At 68.7% G+C, this 15,410-nt stretch carries 11 protein-coding genes and 4 pseudogenes; 7 read left to right on the top strand and 8 right to left on the bottom strand.

What is annotated here, in order from left to right:
• A partial coding sequence (locus IE275_RS44235) for a transposase family protein (protein ID WP_189718362.1) occupies positions 1-240 on the top strand: 240 nt, incomplete at its 5' end.
• Positions 241-1,010: 770 nt separating this feature from the next.
• Here IE275_RS44235 and IE275_RS44230 read toward each other — a convergent pair.
• On the bottom strand, positions 1,011-1,313 hold the full coding sequence (locus tag IE275_RS44230; protein ID WP_189718365.1) for a hypothetical protein: 303 nt from the start codon (positions 1,311-1,313) through the stop codon (positions 1,011-1,013).
• A 222-nt stretch (positions 1,314-1,535) separates the two neighbouring features.
• On the opposite strand from IE275_RS44230, the gene IE275_RS44225 reads away from it, so the two are divergent.
• Entirely contained in the window at positions 1,536-1,937 is a 402-nt protein-coding gene (locus IE275_RS44225; protein WP_189718361.1) for a hypothetical protein, read from the top strand.
• A gap of 265 nt (positions 1,938-2,202) precedes the next feature.
• Positions 2,203-2,583 carry a LysR family transcriptional regulator gene (locus tag IE275_RS46595; RefSeq protein WP_229871320.1) on the top strand — a complete coding sequence of 127 codons (381 nt, stop codon included), beginning with the start codon at positions 2,203-2,205 and terminating at the stop codon, positions 2,581-2,583.
• Positions 2,584-2,963: 380 nt separating this feature from the next.
• Here IE275_RS46595 and IE275_RS44215 read toward each other — a convergent pair whose 3' ends face one another.
• Positions 2,964-3,533: a TetR/AcrR family transcriptional regulator gene (locus IE275_RS44215; protein ID WP_189718360.1), complete on the bottom strand. Its 570-nt coding sequence runs from the start codon at positions 3,531-3,533 to the stop codon at positions 2,964-2,966.
• Between the two features lie 670 nt (positions 3,534-4,203).
• On the opposite strand from IE275_RS44215, the pseudogene IE275_RS47455 reads away from it, so the two are divergent.
• A pseudogene (locus tag IE275_RS47455) lies at positions 4,204-4,296 on the top strand (IS5/IS1182 family transposase); the annotation flags it as partial.
• 169 nt (positions 4,297-4,465) lie between these two features.
• Here IE275_RS47455 and IE275_RS44205 read toward each other — a convergent pair.
• The 4 genes from IE275_RS44205 to IE275_RS44190 form a co-directional block, all read right to left on the bottom strand.
• The gene (locus IE275_RS44205) at positions 4,466-5,491 is read right to left on the bottom strand and encodes a zinc-binding alcohol dehydrogenase family protein (RefSeq protein WP_229871317.1); all 1,026 of its coding nucleotides are present in this window, start codon (positions 5,489-5,491) and stop codon (positions 4,466-4,468) included.
• A 216-nt stretch (positions 5,492-5,707) separates the two neighbouring features.
• Entirely contained in the window at positions 5,708-6,073 is a 366-nt protein-coding gene (locus IE275_RS44200) for a hypothetical protein (RefSeq protein WP_229871314.1), read from the bottom strand.
• Positions 6,074-6,217: 144 nt separating this feature from the next.
• Positions 6,218-7,060 (bottom strand): alpha/beta fold hydrolase, encoded by an 843-nt coding sequence (locus IE275_RS44195; RefSeq protein WP_189718359.1) that lies wholly within the window; start codon positions 7,058-7,060, stop codon positions 6,218-6,220.
• A gap of 676 nt (positions 7,061-7,736) precedes the next feature.
• On the bottom strand, positions 7,737-10,793 hold the full coding sequence (locus IE275_RS44190) for an AfsR/SARP family transcriptional regulator (RefSeq protein ID WP_189718358.1): 3,057 nt from the start codon (positions 10,791-10,793) through the stop codon (positions 7,737-7,739).
• A gap of 2,260 nt (positions 10,794-13,053) precedes the next feature.
• Here IE275_RS44190 and IE275_RS47195 point away from each other — a divergent pair.
• Positions 13,054-13,332: pseudogene (locus IE275_RS47195) on the top strand (discoidin domain-containing protein); the annotation flags it as partial.
• Positions 13,333-13,487: 155 nt separating this feature from the next.
• Here IE275_RS47195 and IE275_RS46590 read toward each other — a convergent pair.
• Positions 13,488-13,586 (bottom strand): annotated as a pseudogene (locus IE275_RS46590) (MarR family transcriptional regulator); the annotation flags it as partial.
• A pseudogene (locus IE275_RS44180) lies at positions 13,586-13,995 on the bottom strand (helix-turn-helix domain-containing protein); the annotation flags it as partial. The pseudogenes IE275_RS44180 and IE275_RS46590, both read right to left, overlap by 1 nt.
• A gap of 241 nt (positions 13,996-14,236) precedes the next feature.
• On the opposite strand from IE275_RS44180, the gene IE275_RS44175 reads away from it, so the two are divergent.
• Both IE275_RS44175 and IE275_RS44170 read left to right on the top strand, forming a co-directional pair.
• Positions 14,237-14,584 carry a hypothetical protein gene (locus IE275_RS44175; protein ID WP_189718357.1) on the top strand — a complete coding sequence of 116 codons (348 nt, stop codon included), beginning with the start codon at positions 14,237-14,239 and terminating at the stop codon, positions 14,582-14,584.
• Between the two features lie 356 nt (positions 14,585-14,940).
• A complete protein-coding gene (locus IE275_RS44170; protein ID WP_189718356.1) occupies positions 14,941-15,078 on the top strand; it encodes a hypothetical protein in 138 nt (45 codons plus the stop codon).
• The last annotated feature ends 332 nt before the right edge of the window (positions 15,079-15,410 follow it).

Raw genomic sequence — 15,410 nt, 5'->3', positions numbered from 1 at the left:
GGCGGGTACCAGGGCACCGGCCTGCTCATCCCGCACCGCAAACGGCGTGGCCAGACGCATCTCAGTCCACAGCAGGAGGCAGAGAATGCCGTCCACCGCCGGGCCCGGGCACGGGTGGAACACGTCCTGTCCCGGCTGAAGAACTGGAAAATCCTGCGGGACTGCCGACTCAAGGGCAACGGAGTTCACCAGGCCATGCTCGGCATCGCCCGGCTCCACAACCTGGCCCTCACTGGATAACTCACACCCCATACGGGACAACCTCTAGTGATCGGCGCGCAGGCCATGACCGCATCGGCCGCTGGCTGCCATGGCCAGCGGCGAATCCCCACAACTCTCGGTCCGACCGCCAATACGCACGAAACATCCCGTAGTACGACGGCTGCCGCCTGCTGGTAGGGACGTGAACCGCAGCGGCTCCGGCTGGACCTCCGACTGCGTGCCGTCCCGTGGATCATGAGAAGCAGTCGACGCACTCCGTCTTGATCGATCCTCCCGCAAAGTCCTCCGGCGCCTCGCAGCACTCGCAAGCCGTCGCGAACCGCGCCATCGCAGCGGCACGGTACTTGGTCGTCGTTGCTCGAGACCGCCTCCCTTCCGGGGCGGCGCTCCTGTATGCGGGTCGGCTCATCCCGGAGCCGGCTTTGCCCACAGCCACCGCCGCGCTGGCCCGCGACGTGGTCGAAAAGGCTGATCGCCGCAGGCCAGTGGACCGATGGCGATTCGCAGATCCGGCAGGTGACCGCTGTCCGTTCGACGAAGCACTTCAATCCTCCCTGCTGCTATTACTGACCGCACAGGGCAAACAGGCTGAGGCGATCATGCTGTACCGCACTATCCGCACCGAGCCGGATGCCGAACTGCGCGCCGCTCACGAACGCATTCTGCGCGGCGTTCCGACGGAGTCCGACGCACCCCCGCGATGCGTCCCGTCACCGGCAGCCGAATCGTCCACGCCGACCCGTCCGCCATCTCCCCGATGTCCCCAGGCCCTGGGCGGGACCGCCCAGCTACCGCCTGACCTGCCGTGTTTCACCAGGCGCGAGCAGATATCTTCCCTGGTCCGTGCTCCGCGCGTTGTCCAGCACCACGAGCACGCGGCGCCCGGACAGCACACTGCGGTAGAGGGCCGACCGCGCCTCCAGCGATACGGGATGCGCGGTGCCGGTCCACTCCCAGCGCCTCCAGGAACCCGTGCAGCACGTCAGCGAGGCGCTCGGGTCCTCCATCGGCGCGAAGCCGCCCAGATCCGTGTAGAGCTGGCCGTCGGGGAAGTCTCCAGGGCCCGCCTCATCGGGTTGGCGGCGGGGCATGGGGCGTAGCTGCTCGGGCTGGAGGTGCCCTCGATGAGCGAGGCCATGGCTTGCTTCATCCGGCGCGAGGCGACACCAAGGGGGCCGTCATTGAGGAGATCGTGACCCGCTGCGGTCGGCTTCCCCTCGCCGTGGCCATAGTGGCCGCTCGCGCGATGGGCCGTAACCAGCAGCCGCTGAGCCGGATGGCCGCCGAACTGGCGGACGCGCAGGGGGCTCGATGTGTTCGACGACGACCGCCACAATGACGTGCGGGATGTCTTCACCTATTCCTACCGAACCTTCGGCGACCAGGCCAAGCGCGTCTTCCGCCGGCTGCCAGCGCACCGGGCGATGGATATCAGCACGGCTGAACTGGCACACCTGGTCCTGGCTTATCGGCCGAACTCGACCGTGGGGAGAGAGCGGGACGGGCGGTCACTGCGCGGTCGCGGGCCCACGCTTCTGGTAGCGGGACGTGCGTCGCGGGTCCTGGATGCGCTGTTTGCCGCCGCTTTGGGGCCAAGCCGCTGGTGGACGCGGCGGCGGCTGGACGGACGCAGGCCGGGGAGGTTGGGACGGCTCACGCCTTCCGGCCCGCGCTGGAGGGGGGCCGTACGCGTCGAGGGGGGACGCCTGGCGTGAGCCGTCCGTTCCTGGCCCGTGCTGTGTCCGGGCCGGAGGATGGTCATGTGCGGCTGGTCCCGGCCCAAACGACACGTCGTGTTGTGTCGGCGGAGCGATTTCGTTCCCTGGGTCACCCGGTGCCCTCCACAGCGACGTGTTGCAGCGTGACGCAGAGAGCACCGGGGTGGCGACCAGCCATTGCGGCCGCTTCCTTACGAGCGGTCGCGACTCCCATTGGACCAGAGTCGTCCGGTGACGTCCAAGACGGATTCATCATCGGGCGATGCCGAAACCGCATAGGCAGTCGGTGGCCCCCCTTCTGCTCCGCACCGTGGACACGTATTGGACCGGACCACGTACACCTCTGGTGTCCGGTGAGCCGGACAAGGACCCCGGGCTGCTGCGTGCGTTTCTCGCCGTGGCCAGGGAAGGATACTTCGGGCACGCGGCGGCGGAGTTGAAATCGCCCAGCCTGCAATCAACAGGCAGGTGCGTTCAGATGGAAGGTCTGTTGGGAGTGGAGTTGCTCGTCCGTGGCCCACGGGGGACGGAACTCACTAACTCCGGGGAACTCGTCGTTCCCGAGGCGGAACGCGTCCCGACACACAACCGGCACATCGTGCACGCCGTCCGCTTCGCCGGTCGGCGGACGCCGGTGTCCTGATGGTCTCGGCGCCCATGCCCAATGCACGGGGCGGACTGCTCGCCGAAGCGGTGGGTCAGTTCCGGGCCGGCCGTGCGCACCTGCGGGTGTCGGTCCTTGAACTTAGGGACGAACAGCAGGCGGAGGCCCTTGCCGGCGGGCGCCTCCACGCCGTCCTGACCTGCTGCCAGCCCACGGTGGACGGACTGGTCGCCGAAGCGCTGGTGCAGGGGCATCCGCGAGCCGACGGGGAGCTACTGCCGCTCGTCGCGGAGCCCCTGCTCTTCGGTCAGGAGGACCGGGTCGGCGACCAGAGTGATCGCGCTGCGGTGGGTCGGGATTGCTGCGCCCGTGCTGCCTACCGGGCGGGTGGATGCGCCTTAGATACTCCGGGTGGTGTATTAGGCGCGCAATGCCCGCAGAGCGATGCCCACCTCGTCGGTCAGGAAACCGTGGTCGTCCGCGATCTTGGCCCGCAGCGTGGCGCCCTCCAGCCAGTCGAGCAGGAAGGCGGCCAGGGCCGAAGCCGGCCGGTCGGTAGTTATCTCACCGGCCGTCTGCCCCTCGGCGATCGTCACGCTGACGGACCCGGCCCAGGAGACCAGCACATCGTGCACGGCGGCGCGTACCCTCTCGCCCGCCGTGATGCTCTCGGATGCGAAGTTGCCAAGCAGACAGCCGAACTCGATGCCCGATGCCCGGATGTGCTCCAGCCGGGCGATCAAGTGCTCGTGCAGCCGCTCCAGCGCGCTCCCGTCCGCCTCTAGGGTTGAGAGGTCGATGGTGCGGGCGTGCCGCAAGATGATCTCGACGGCGAGGTCCTGTTTACTATCGAAGTGGTTGTAGAACGACCCCTTCGGTACATTCGCGGCCTGGGTGATGTCCTGGATGCTGGCTCCGCCGAAGCCCTTGCGGCGAAAGACGTCCTCGGCGTGCTCCACGAGTCTGTTGCGGACGCTGACCTGGGGCATCTTCACCGTTCCTCGGCGGTTACGGGCGCGACGGTCCACGCGCCCGCGGGGGCAGGGCTGCGGTCACGACCGGGGCGTCCCGGTTGCCGTGTCCGTCGCGTCGTCGGGCGCCGCAGTGCCGACTGGTGCGTCCGGCCGCGCCAGCGGGAGATCGGTGCTGCTGGGTCCGCGCAGCACGGGCCGCTCGTGACGGATGAGCGGAACGGACCAGCTCGCACGCGTCCCCCTGTGAGTCCTTGTCACCGGCGCCGGGCGTGGCACCGGTGCGTCGGCCGCCTGAGCAGCACAGCACGGCCTGAGCCGACCCGGGGCAGACCGTCGCCGCATTTTGGTGCAGTGGGCCGCCGCAGTCAGCATATGAATATGTACGGTCGTCTTGATATGTTAACCCGCCTCCGCGGGCACCCCGGGCGCTGGCGGTGTCTTTGCGATCATCTGATCGTTGGGTTGGGTGCGAGGGGTGCGTCTGAGTTAGCCGATGCCGCCTGGGCGGTGTTCGATCCGCTGTTGCCGCCTGCGGGCCGTGCTCGTGGCAGATGGCGTGATCACCGCCAGGTGCTGGAAGACATCGTCTTCAAGCGTGCGTGCTCACCCGCACACGGCTTGCCAAAGGGGGCTCGACGAGCGTGGACTCGGACGCTCCCGCGTCGGACTGACCAGCCAGCTTCACCTCGCCTGCGACGGGCGTGGCCGGCCCGGCTTCGACAGGACCGCCTACCGGCGCCGCAACGTGGTCGAGCGATGCTTCCACCGCCTCAAGCAGTGCGTGGCATGGCCACCGCTACAAGAAGCAGCCCGGCCGCCACCTCGCCGCGATCACCCTGGTCAGCACACTCATCTGGCTCGACGCGTGATCGACAAGGCGCTCCCTAGGCGCCCGGACCGGACGGGGCAGGCGTGCGATGGCGTCCGTCGGAGACGGCGCCCGGCTCTCAGAAGCCCGTGAGAGTGATCTTCCCGATGGCAGTGCCCGACTCCTGGAGGCGGTGGGCCTCTCGCAGGTTCGCCGCGTTGACGCAGCCAAGGTCAAGGGTCGCGGTACTGACCAGGATGCCAGCGTCCACGAGGCGGGCCACCTGTGTGAGGATCTTGTGCTGGCGGTCCAGGTCCGCAGTCCGGAACAGGGAACGGCTGAACATGAACTCCGAGTGGAAGCTAATGCTCTTCGGCATCAGCACGCCGACGGGAAGGTCCTCGAAGTCGTCGATTGCGACCACGTGCCCGAACGGGTTGAGCGCCTCGGCGTAGGCCGTAAGGTAGCGGTCGGTGCCTGTGGTGCTGAACACGTGGTCGATGCCATGCGGGGCCACTTCGGAGAGTTGGGGCATCAGGGGCCGACGGTGGTCCACGATGTGGTGGGCGCCCATCCTGCGGGCGAATTCGACCGTCTCCGGCCGGGACGCCGTACCGATCACCGTGAGGCCGGTGAGAGCGTGGGCCAGCTGGCAGACCATCGCCCCGACACCGCCGCCTGCCGCCGTCACCAGCAGGGAGCCAGTCTCGTCCAGCAGGTCGTGGTGCAGGCCGAGCCGCTCGAAGAGGCCCTCCCAGGCGGTTAGGGAGGTCAGAGGAAGCGCCGCGGCCTCGGAGAAGGTCAGCGTGGTCGGCTTCAGGGCAGCGACACGTTCGTCGACCGAGTGGTACTCGGAGTTGGCCCCGGGCCGGTCGATGGCACCGGCGTAGAAGACCTCGTCGCCCAGCTTGAACCGCTCCACCTGGGATCCGGTTGCCACGACCGTGCCCGCGGCGTCCCAGCCGAGGACCCTGGGCTCGTCGTCGGGCTTCTCGTGTTGGCGGATCTTGTAGTCGACCGGGTTGAGGGCAATGGCCTCGACCCGGACGAGGAGGTCGTGCGGGCCAGGCTCCGGCACCGGCAGCTCGAGGTCGAGGAGGCATGCGTCGTCGGTCACCGGCAGGTTCGCTCGGTAGCCGACGGCGCGCATCATATTGATGGTCATGTGGAGAATCCCTTTCGGTCGTTGGGCGGACTCCGCGGACGATGGACATGTCCGGTGCGAGCCCGGGGCGGGCCGGTCGGTCGGGAAGTGGTCGGCAGCCGGGAGCGGGGTCAGGGGACCGGTAGTTGACTAGGGGCTCGATCTCCCAGACGCCCGCTCGCGGACGGCTGTGATCCGCCGACGCATGCCGTGCGTGCGCCTACGACATGCGGTGAGTCAGGAAACCGCGACGTTTTCCAGCCGCACCGACACGACCAGCGGGTCGGTGATCTTACGGCCGTTCTCGTCCCGGCTATAGATCATCCGCGTAGTGGGGATGACCAGGCCCGACACCTCCTGATGGCCCGAGATGTAGTGGGCCGCGGGGATGTTGCCGGCGATTTCGACGCTGTAGTCCCGTCGGCGGATCAGACCGTCGGAGTCGACGTAGATGGTCTGATCGGTGCTGAGGGTGGCGATGCTGTCGGGGAACGCGATGTGCAGACGCCGGAACTTCTCCCCCTCCTCCGTCCACGGACCGATCTCCTCGGTCCGCACCCCGGGGTACGTCAGCGACAGCGGCTCGGCCAGGTACGTCCACATGGCGCTGCCGAAGAAGTAGGCTGGCGCCGCCGAAGAACTGGCGGGCGGTATCTGGCTTCCTCCTCCTAGCGGGAGCCGCCGCCATAGGCGTCGAAGACGCTGGCGAGCAGGTCGGACATAGCTGTCTCCCGATCGGGTGCCGGCTCAGGCGAGGAACTCGTTGACGTCCTTGGCCACTTCGGCCGGGTACTGGAACAGCGACGCATGGGCGGCGTCCGGGTAGATGCGGATCCGCGCATCCGGGATGAGGCCGGCCATTAGGTGGCTGGCCTTGGTGGGGATCATCAGGTCGCCGTCGCCCTGGATGATGAGGGTGGGGCACTGGATGCCGGTGAGGCGCTGGAGCGCTGAGTGGTTGGGGATACCCCACTCCAGTACAGCGTCGTACTGGGCGTCGCGCGAGGCGAGGCTGCTAGGGGTGTCCCGGCCCTCAGTGCGGGCCATGAACCGGCCGAGGAACTCCTTGCCCTTGGCCTGGCTGGTGTCGGTGTGTGCGAAGAAGATGTACAGCAGGTCCCCGCCGGTGGGCACCTCGGCGCGAGCGTGGGTTTCGATGTCCTTGCGCCAGCCGTGCATGCCCGGCGCGCCCTTCGGGCCGGTGCCAGCGAGGACGAGGCGGCGGATCAGACGCGGCCTGATCAGCGCCATGTCCTGGGCGGCGAAGCCGCCGATGGAGAAACCGAGCAGGTCGATCTGCTCCAGTTTCAGCGCCGCGGTGAACGTGATCATCTGCTGGGCCATCTCGGCGATGGTGGTGGCAGGGGTCCCGGTTGATGAGGCGACCCCCGGGTAGTCCACCAGGATGACCTCACGCTCGGCGGCCAGTGCGTCGACAAGCGCCGGATCCCAGTTGTCGAGGTTGCCGGTGAAGTGCTGGAGCAGGACGAGCGGCACCTCACCTCCGGAGCCGAGCCGGCGGTAGGCGTAACGGACGCCTTCCGCTTCGACGAACTGGGTGGGGGCGGTGCGGTGGGTGACGGTGCTCATGGGTTCTCCCTGCCGTAACGGGGTCGCAGTCCTTGGTGTAGTGGAGCCGGAACGACGTCGAGTTGATTGCCGTCCGATCCAGAATGGTCTGCGCCAGCTGCTGGAGGCGGTCCGGTGACACCGGGGCGGGTCCAGCCGTGTGATCAGCATGACCGTGTGGAGTGGAATCTTTGTGGTACCTATCTTGACCGGCCCGCCGTCCCGGCCGGTCGCGTCCGCCGAGCGATCCCTACCGACCGCTGACGGCATGACGGACGCCCGCGACAGACTTGGTACGGTGCGGAGAGTGATCGGGGGCGCGGCGGCGTCCGCCGCAGTCAGACATAGGCCCCGGTTGCTCGGTGTTCCGCCGACCACAGGAAGACGCCGCCCGAGGACAGGGTGGTGATGTTCCATCAGCCTGGAGGACCAGTTCGTCACCGGGGTTACTCGAACGGATTTTCCCGTTCGGTCGGTGACGTGTGCAACCCAGCCATGCAGGCGGCGCCCCGGCGGTACCGGGAGTGCGGTGTAGCGCGCTCGGGACCGTTAGTAACCGCCGGAGGTCGCTCTCTGGGGCTTTCCGGAACCGGGTGGCAGCCGGTCGAGGAAAAGGCCTACCCGGTGCCGCACCAGGGCGCGTGGTCGGCTCACGGGCCGCCGAGAATGTGGTGCCGATGTATTCCGGAAGGTCCCATCAACTGGGCGGGGGCGCGCTCTGATCGTAGGGAGCGGAGTCGGATCCGTTTCCCCGGTTCGTCGGGCTGGGTGCAGGGTCGCCATCCGGGTGACGGCCTGCTCCGGGCGCCCGACCAGCCGACGTGAGCGCCGCCCGGCCGGTACCGCGAGACACGGTTTGTGCCTCCAACCCGGCAAGCCGCTCCGTCGCCAGGGCTGCCAGCGGCAGATCCGGATCGTCTACATTCCTCAGTGCCTCGGTCCAGGACCGACGGGCCCCGGCCACATCACGCATATCGAGACGCACGTCTCCGAGCGCCACCAGTTCTTCTGCCACGTTGGCCCGACTGCCGGCCAGCCGCAGCAGTTGGATGCCGCGCTCGTAGTAGCAAGCCGAGCGGGTGTACTGCCGTTGTGTGCGATGCACACGCCCTAGCCCCGTCAGGGTCAACCCCTCGCTGTTGAGGTCGCCCAGCTCTCGGAAGATGGTTCTGGCGGCCCGGGTCAGCCGGATGGACTCCTTCACGTCGCCGAGTTCCAGCCGGACCAGACCGGCCATGGCAAGGGTCGTGGCCCTCAACTGGCACGGCTCGTCGCCGCGCAGCAACTGCAGTGCCTTGTCGAGGTGTTGGTTCGCGCGGACGTGGTCGCCTCGGGCAAAACACACGACTCCGATGTTCTTCAACACATGCGCCAGGTCGACACAGAGCCCCAGCTGGTCGAAATGGTTCCGAGCCCGCTCGAGGTGGTGCAATGCGCCGGGGACGTCACCGAGGAAGTACAGCGCGCCAGCTAGCCCGTGGTGGGTGCGGGCCATGCCCTCGGCGTCTTCGGCCTCCTGCGCCGCCGTCAACGCGACCAGCATGGTGGCCGCCCAGTCGTTCCACCATCCCAGCCGCTGCTGACACATCTGCAGCGACAACGCGAGTTCCCAGGCCGGACGGCTCTCACCGCGAGCGGCGGTTGCCTCCACGACCGCCCGCAGTATCTCCCGCTCCCGGGTGAACCACTCCGTCGCCGCCGCCGTGCCAGCCAGCGGCTCTGGCGTCACCAACGGCTGTGGCGATGGCGGGACGGCCAGTTGCAGCCCAGGCCGCAGCAGCAGGTTTCCGGCGTGGGCGGTCTGACGATAGTGGTCGTAGAGGCGGGACCGGACGGTGGCGCCGTCCTCCGCGTGCTCCTCAGCGAGCTCGGCGGCGTAGGCGAGGACCAGGTCATGCGCCCAGTATCGGTTGCGTCCCCGCACGGTCAGCAGTCTGGCCCGGATCAGCTCGCCCACCGCCTGGGCCGCCTCCTGCGGCGTGATGCCGGCCATGCTGGCCAGGGCAGCAGCGGTCACATGCGGGCCGGGGTGCAGGGCGAGGAGCGGGAACAGGCGTGCCGCCTGCGGGCCGAGCGTGCGGTACGACCAGGAGAAGACCCCCCTGACGTCGTTGTCCAGGTTGTCGTCGTTGAAGCCGTCCAGGCTGGTGTCGGTGTCGGTCAGTTCCGAGGCGATCTCCTCCAGAGTGCGCTCAGGATACGCGGCGGTTCTGGCGGCGACGATCGCGACGGCGAGCGGAAGCCGGCCGCACCGTTCGACTAGCGGCTCGACGTCACGAGCCTGAGTGTGGGGGCGACTGACTCTGATCCGTTCCAGGAAGGTACGGGTTGACTCCGCCAGCGAGGGCACGTCGAGGGTGAGCAGGTGGGCTCCGTGGGCCGCGGCCAGTCCGGTGAGGCGGCTGCGGCTGGTCACTATCACCATGCAGTCTGCCGTACCGGGCAGCAAAGGTTTCACCTGCGCCAGATCGCGGGCGTTGTCGAGGACCACGAGGACCCGCCGGCCGCACAGCACGCTGCGGTACAGCGCCGCCCGCATGTCCAGCGCGGCAGGGACGCGCTGCGGGGCGACACCGAGGGCGTCGAGGAATCCCTGCAGGACGTCGCCGGAGCTGGCTGGATTGCCGTCCGGTGCGAAGCCCCGCAGGTCCGCGTAGAGCTGGCCGTCGGGGAAGTCCTGGGCGGCCAGGTGTGCGAAGTGCACAGCTAGGGCGGTCTTCCCGATCCCGGGAATGCCGTCGACGGCGAGTACGCGCAGCGCGTCGCTGCCGCGCGCGGCAAGGGCCGCAGCCTGCTTGAGGGCCTCCTCCCGCCCCGTGAAACCGAGGAGGTCGGGCGGCAGCTGAGCGGGCCGGGCCGTACCGGTGACGGAGATACCGGGGGGAACGGATCCGGCCGGCACCGGGGGACCATAGAAGAACGCGCCCTCCTCTGCATCCGCGTGCTCCTCTGCGGTGTCGCCGTCGAGTCGGTGCTGGAGGATCCGCTCGTGGGCGACCCGCAGCTCTGCGCCCGGGTCCACTCCCAGTTCTTCCGCCAACCGCACGCGAATCTCCTCGTACAGCGTCATGGCCTCGGCTTGTTTGCCGTCCGAGGCCAGGACCAGCAGAAGGTGTGCCAGCAGAGCCTCGTCCAGGGGGTTGCGCTCCGCCGCCTGGCGCAGCGGCAGCAGCACGGAGGCTGCCCGCCCGCAGCGCATGGCAGTCTCGGCCGCCTCGCAGACCACCGAAACGTATTCGTGCTCCAGCATGACGAATACCGGGTGGCTGGATCCGACCGGTTCCAGGTCCGCTGCGCACCGCCCCTGCCACAGGCTCAGGGCCGCAATGAAAAGGCCCACGGCTGCCGCGGCGTCTCCGGCCGCCTCTGTCCGTCGGGCCCGCTCCACCAGCGCTCGGAAACCCAGCAGGTCGAGGGAGCCAGCGTCGACGTGCAGGAGGTACCCCCCCGCTTGCCGGGCTAGCCACCTGCCGGGCGACCTAGCAGGCAGGTCCGGCTCCAGTAGCCGGCGCAAGGTCCCCACGTAACGGTGCACCGCGTTAGCCGCGCTCAAGGGCGGTTCGCCGTCCCAAAGCAGGTCGGTGAACTCGTGCATGGACACCGGGCGACCCGCACGTGCCAGGAGGACGGCAAGGATCAGCCGCTGCTGCTTTGGGCCGAGATGCAGTTCCTTGCCGGAGCGCCACACCCGCACGGGACCCAGGATCGAGAACTGGACGGCCTCGTCCCCGGGTTCGAGCGACAACCGTGTCATCGTGAATTTCCCCTCGCCACCAGCGTTGCCGCCCGGTCACCTTTCTCGCGCTCGCACCCGGCTCCTGCCTGTCGGCTCACGAGCGATTCCTGTTCTGGACGTGTTGTGTGTACAGCTCTGCGAGGGGCGGTGACGCACGGCGCCCCGGACGGCTCAGGAAGATGTCGGACCCGATCGTGCCGCGCCGCGCGAACCACGGTGGTGTGCGGCGCGAAACCGTGCGTGCTCGCCAGTCCCGCGTGGCGCGTATGCGGCACGGCGGCCTCGCCGAAGGGCCGGCGGGCGTCGGTTGTGCGGCGGGGGGACGGGTGGCGAGCCGCTCGGGTGAGTTCGGTCCGGTCGACGTGCGGCGGCGCCCGCGTCCTGCTGTGGCTGCCGTCACCGCTCTCGGACGCCCCTCCGGCGTCCCGGAGGAAGGCTGCGCGGCGTGGAACCGGATTCGGGCGTTCGAGTGGCTCCCGGATCGCCCCGCACCGACGGTATGCGCGGGTGCCACCCAGGGACGGGCGCCAGAGAGCCGCTCGGTGGCCGTGCGGGGGAGTGGGCGCGGGGAGGCCGATGACGTCGCCACGCGGTCGGGCGTAACCTCGGGCTGGGACGGTGCCGACAGGCCGACGTGGACGGACGGGGTCATGGATCGCTCCAACTCGTCGTATGCGATACGCGTCGTCGCGCGACCGGCGCGACGGGCATACTGCCCTGGCCGTCAGGCCGGGACCGGGGCGCGGGTGCCACCGGACAACGCGGCGCTTCGTCACGTATGTCGACGGTTCCGGCCCTGTCGGGCCTCCCTGCGGCCGGACCCGCTGGGCTCGGCACGGTATGCGACCCGGCCCGTTCGGCCTCGGCTCACACCCCAGAACCTGCCTTGAGCCGCCCACGGTAGTTGCGGCACGGTTCAATATGGTCGGTCACTTTCAATCTGTCAAACTTCTCACAGCACCTTCCACTGTGTTGTCTCACCGCTGCGGCGCACGAGGCCCCGCGTAACGAGGGCGTTACGCAGTGCGCCCCACGACAGGCCCTCGGACCGTTCCTTCCTATCAATCGGCTGAGGGTGGGCTCCGCGATCATGGGCCGGGCTGCCCGAGCAGGCAGAGTTGCCGCGCTGAGGGGCACGGTCCGGGACCCCGGGCGCCGGACGGCAGCTTCTGCCGCGTCGGCGGACGGCGGCCGCGAGTGGCGGCCGTTGGCCGGCCGCCCCTTTTGTGCACCCGCTGCCGCCATTGGCCACCGTCACGCGTCTTGACAGGATTCGTTCAACCCAACTACCTATGGCAACGTTGTCAGGCGTCACGGTCCCGGCGTGTGGAGCCGCGTTGGCCGAGACCGTTGTTGCCGACCTCCTCTCGCGATTGGACGATCCGCCCTGGCACCTCAAGGCAATTCGGCGCGTCACCATCCCTCCCGAGGGGCGTTCGTCCCTCCGGCTCCACTCTCCTCGCCGGCTTTGCGCTCGGCGAGATCTTGCCCTCCGGCGCTCTCGCCGCCGAAGCTGCGGACCCCTCCGGGGCGTCCGTCGCCCACGACCTCGCCGTCCACCGTCCGGTCGAGATGTCCTCGACCGCCTACGCGCCCACCCCGACCTTCTTTGTCGTGGACGGCCTCAACCAGCGGGGGTGCGCGGCGTCGGCTAGCGGGCGGCCGACGGAAACCCCCAGTGGCTGTCGACGTCGTGATCGGGGACCCGCGCGTCGACACGTGCTGCCCCGCCTCCCCGACACCTCGGTCGCCGAGCTGACCATCACCGTCCCGGTTCGAAACGCTGGCACGGCCGACCGGAGGGCGACGCTCTCCGCCGCCTTCGACAAGGTCGAGGTGTCCGGTGACGTCACGGTCCCGGCTGGACAGACACTGTGCGTTGCGGGTGACGACCCCGTCCTGTGGTGGCCCAACGGCCTCGGCGCCCCGCGCTTTCACAACCTGACCCTCCTCGCCACCGTGGACGGCACGCTCGGCGACCGGCGCGCCCCCCGGATCGGCATCCCGCCAATTCGGTTACGAGTACGCGGTACCGCTGCCGTTCACGGCCTATGGCAGCGCCTGTACCCAGTCCGTGTCCACCGGGACACAGCAGGCCTGGTACGTGCGGATCAATCCAGGGCCACTGGATGGGGCAACTCCTTGTGGTCGCTCTCCGTGTTGACGTCGACTGTCCGGGCGTCGACCTTGCCCTGGATGTCCCGGTAACCGCCCCCAGTGCCGAGGGAGACGACCACGGACCCGGCAACGTGACCGACGGTGACCGGGCACGCGATGGGCCTCGGCCGCCGCGGACGATCAGTGGATACGTGTCGATCTCGGGTTACAGCGGTCCTTCGACCGAGTCGACCTGGTGTGGGAGCAGGCGTACGCTCGCACCTATGTCGTCCAGGTGTCCACCGGCACCGCGCAGTGGACCGACGTGGCCCGCGTCGATAACCGGGCCGTACCACTGCTGTTCAATCGTGGGAACGCTAGTCGCCAGGTCAAGGAATTCGACGCCCGGACCGCGCGGTTCGGGCGTATCGTCGGCGGTGTCCGGCAGACCAGCTGGGGCAACTCCCTGTGGTCGCTGTCGGTGATCGACAGCCGTGACCCAGGGACCGATCTCGCCCTGCACCGTCTGGCCACCGCGTCGACGGAGGAGGGCGACCACCCGGCCGCCCACGCCACCGACGGCGGCAGCGGCACCCGGTGGTCGTCGCACTCCACGGTGTCGTCGGACGGCTCGCAATTCAGCTTCTGGGCGAGCTTGCGCACCGAGAGCGGCTCCAGGGAGAGCAGGCTCAGCGGGCGGGCCTGGGCGCCGGTGCGGGGACCTGCTGGCTGAGCCGTGCCCCGTGCCGGTGCAGCATCTGCGCGATGGCCGACAGCGTCACGCTCTCATGGAACCGGCGCCCCGATCAGCGTCCTGACCCGCGCAAGTGTCCAGGTCTAGTCCGGCCAGCCGTGTGTTATCGGCACCTAGCCAGCTCCTGCTCCAGTACCTCGAACAGTGCAGCTTGGGCAGCGACACTGGCCCCGCCGACCGAAGAGCGTCCGTGCCCGCGTCCTGCCAACCACGGCGCCACCTCTGAACTGAGCGCACACTCACCCGTAAGTCCTTGGCGACCTCCGCGTTGGAGGCGCCGGCGCCGAACCGTTCGGCGGCCTCCATCCGGATCCGCTCACGGAACGCCTGCCGTTCAGGCGTCAGCCCACCACCCTGCGGATACCTCATGTAAACGGCATACCGCGAAGTCCACACGACGTCAGCCCACAGCGACAACACGCCAACAACCTCGGTAACACGTGAATGGCTCATTGACACCTACCCGCACATACTTGAAAAAGCAAGGATCGGGCTGGCGCGAGCCGCGCGGACGAGGGCCGGCCGCGTTTCCGCGCTTATCGGCTTCTACGACATTGGAGTGAGTCCTGTGCGTGCAACAAATCGGAAGACAGCGGTCTCCGTTCTCGCGGTGCTCTCCGCCGCACTGCTCTCCGGCGTGACTGTCTCCCAGCAGGCCCAGGCGGCGCCGGGTCGATCGGCGCTCCCGCCCTTCCCGACTGTGGCCTTCTACACCGGCAGTGAGCTGACCGGTACGGAGCACACCGCCGACCTGACCGACAACACCTGCCACAACTTGACCGAACCGGCGCTCTCCGCGCTCAACTACGCGGCGGTGGACGTCGACGTCTACTACAACCCCGACTGCCGTACCGGTGAGCCCGGGAAGACCGGTGACCTGTATATGGCGCTCGGAAGCCTGCACTGGGCCGAGCTGAGCTACCCCGGACTCAGCTACCGCGTCCGCTCGGGCAGCTGAGCCACGCCGTCCGTGCTCCCCCCCCCCGAGCGCAACAGCGTCAGACGGCACAGAAGGCAGGACGAAGCTGCTGTCGAAACGATGGTCGGGGTCATAGTGCGCTTTGAGGACCATCAGCAAGGGCGGGGCGGGGCCAGGGAAGGCATCCCGAAACTGCGGTATTCGAGGTGCCTGCCTCGAAGTACACGTGTAGCCCGTCAAGGTGCGGGGCGATTTCTTCCCACGCCGGTCGAGGTCGCTCTCCAGAGCGGAGCACGGTCGACGCCATCAAGGAGAATGGCTGACTTCTGTGCGCGTAGGTCACGCCCGTCGCGATAGTGTCGTTCACTGCGCCCCCGACGGAGCGTAGCTGCACGATGCCGGCCGCCTTCGCCTGCGAGGCGATGGCCTCCGCGACGACGGTGTCCAGGTGGGGCAGCAGACCCGAGCTGGACGCCGTCGGCGACTGCTGCGCGCACTGCGGATGGCGCCCCGTCGGCTGCAACCGATGGTAGGTAGTTGCGAATAGCTGGATCCGCATCATGGGACCGGACGACCGCAGGGGTCCGTAGCGCACGCCGGGCGGTTCCTGGTCGGTGCCCGCGTACACCGTCACCACCTGGGCGGTGGGCCGTCCTCCCGATCCGAGTGACGGCCGTCAGGAAACTGGGCAGCTTACGGGGGACGCTTCCACCGCACGGCCCCACCAGGTGAGCAGTTCCGCGGCGTCGCAGGCAGTGATGTCGGCGCAGACTCCCGGGACGGGGGACGCCTGGAACTCGAAGGCCGTGGCGATGCCGGAGTTCGCTCCCCGGCTGCGGACTGCCCAGAACAAATAGGGGTCATG

This window comes from Streptomyces phaeofaciens, assembly GCF_014648915.1.
Taxonomy (GTDB): domain Bacteria; phylum Actinomycetota; class Actinomycetes; order Streptomycetales; family Streptomycetaceae; genus Streptomyces; species Streptomyces phaeofaciens.
This window is presented reverse-complemented; position numbering and strand designations above follow the sequence as displayed.

Bases quoted from the DNA above. Each gene is read 5' to 3' on its own strand.
- IE275_RS44190 (WP_189718358.1), bottom strand. From the start codon at position 10,793: ATGACACGGTTGTCGCTCGAACCCGGGGACGAGGCCGTCCAGTTCTCG.
- IE275_RS44170 (WP_189718356.1), top strand. From the start codon at position 14,941: ATGCCGGCCGCCTTCGCCTGCGAGGCGATGGCCTCCGCGACGACGGTG.
- IE275_RS44230 (WP_189718365.1), bottom strand. From the start codon at position 1,313: ATGCCCCGCCGCCAACCCGATGAGGCGGGCCCTGGAGACTTCCCCGAC.
- IE275_RS46595 (WP_229871320.1), top strand. From the start codon at position 2,203: ATGCCGAAACCGCATAGGCAGTCGGTGGCCCCCCTTCTGCTCCGCACC.
- IE275_RS44215 (WP_189718360.1), bottom strand. From the start codon at position 3,533: ATGCCCCAGGTCAGCGTCCGCAACAGACTCGTGGAGCACGCCGAGGAC.
- IE275_RS44205 (WP_229871317.1), bottom strand. From the start codon at position 5,491: ATGACCATCAATATGATGCGCGCCGTCGGCTACCGAGCGAACCTGCCG.
- IE275_RS44200 (WP_229871314.1), bottom strand. From the start codon at position 6,073: ATGTGGACGTACCTGGCCGAGCCGCTGTCGCTGACGTACCCCGGGGTG.
- IE275_RS44195 (WP_189718359.1), bottom strand. From the start codon at position 7,060: ATGAGCACCGTCACCCACCGCACCGCCCCCACCCAGTTCGTCGAAGCG.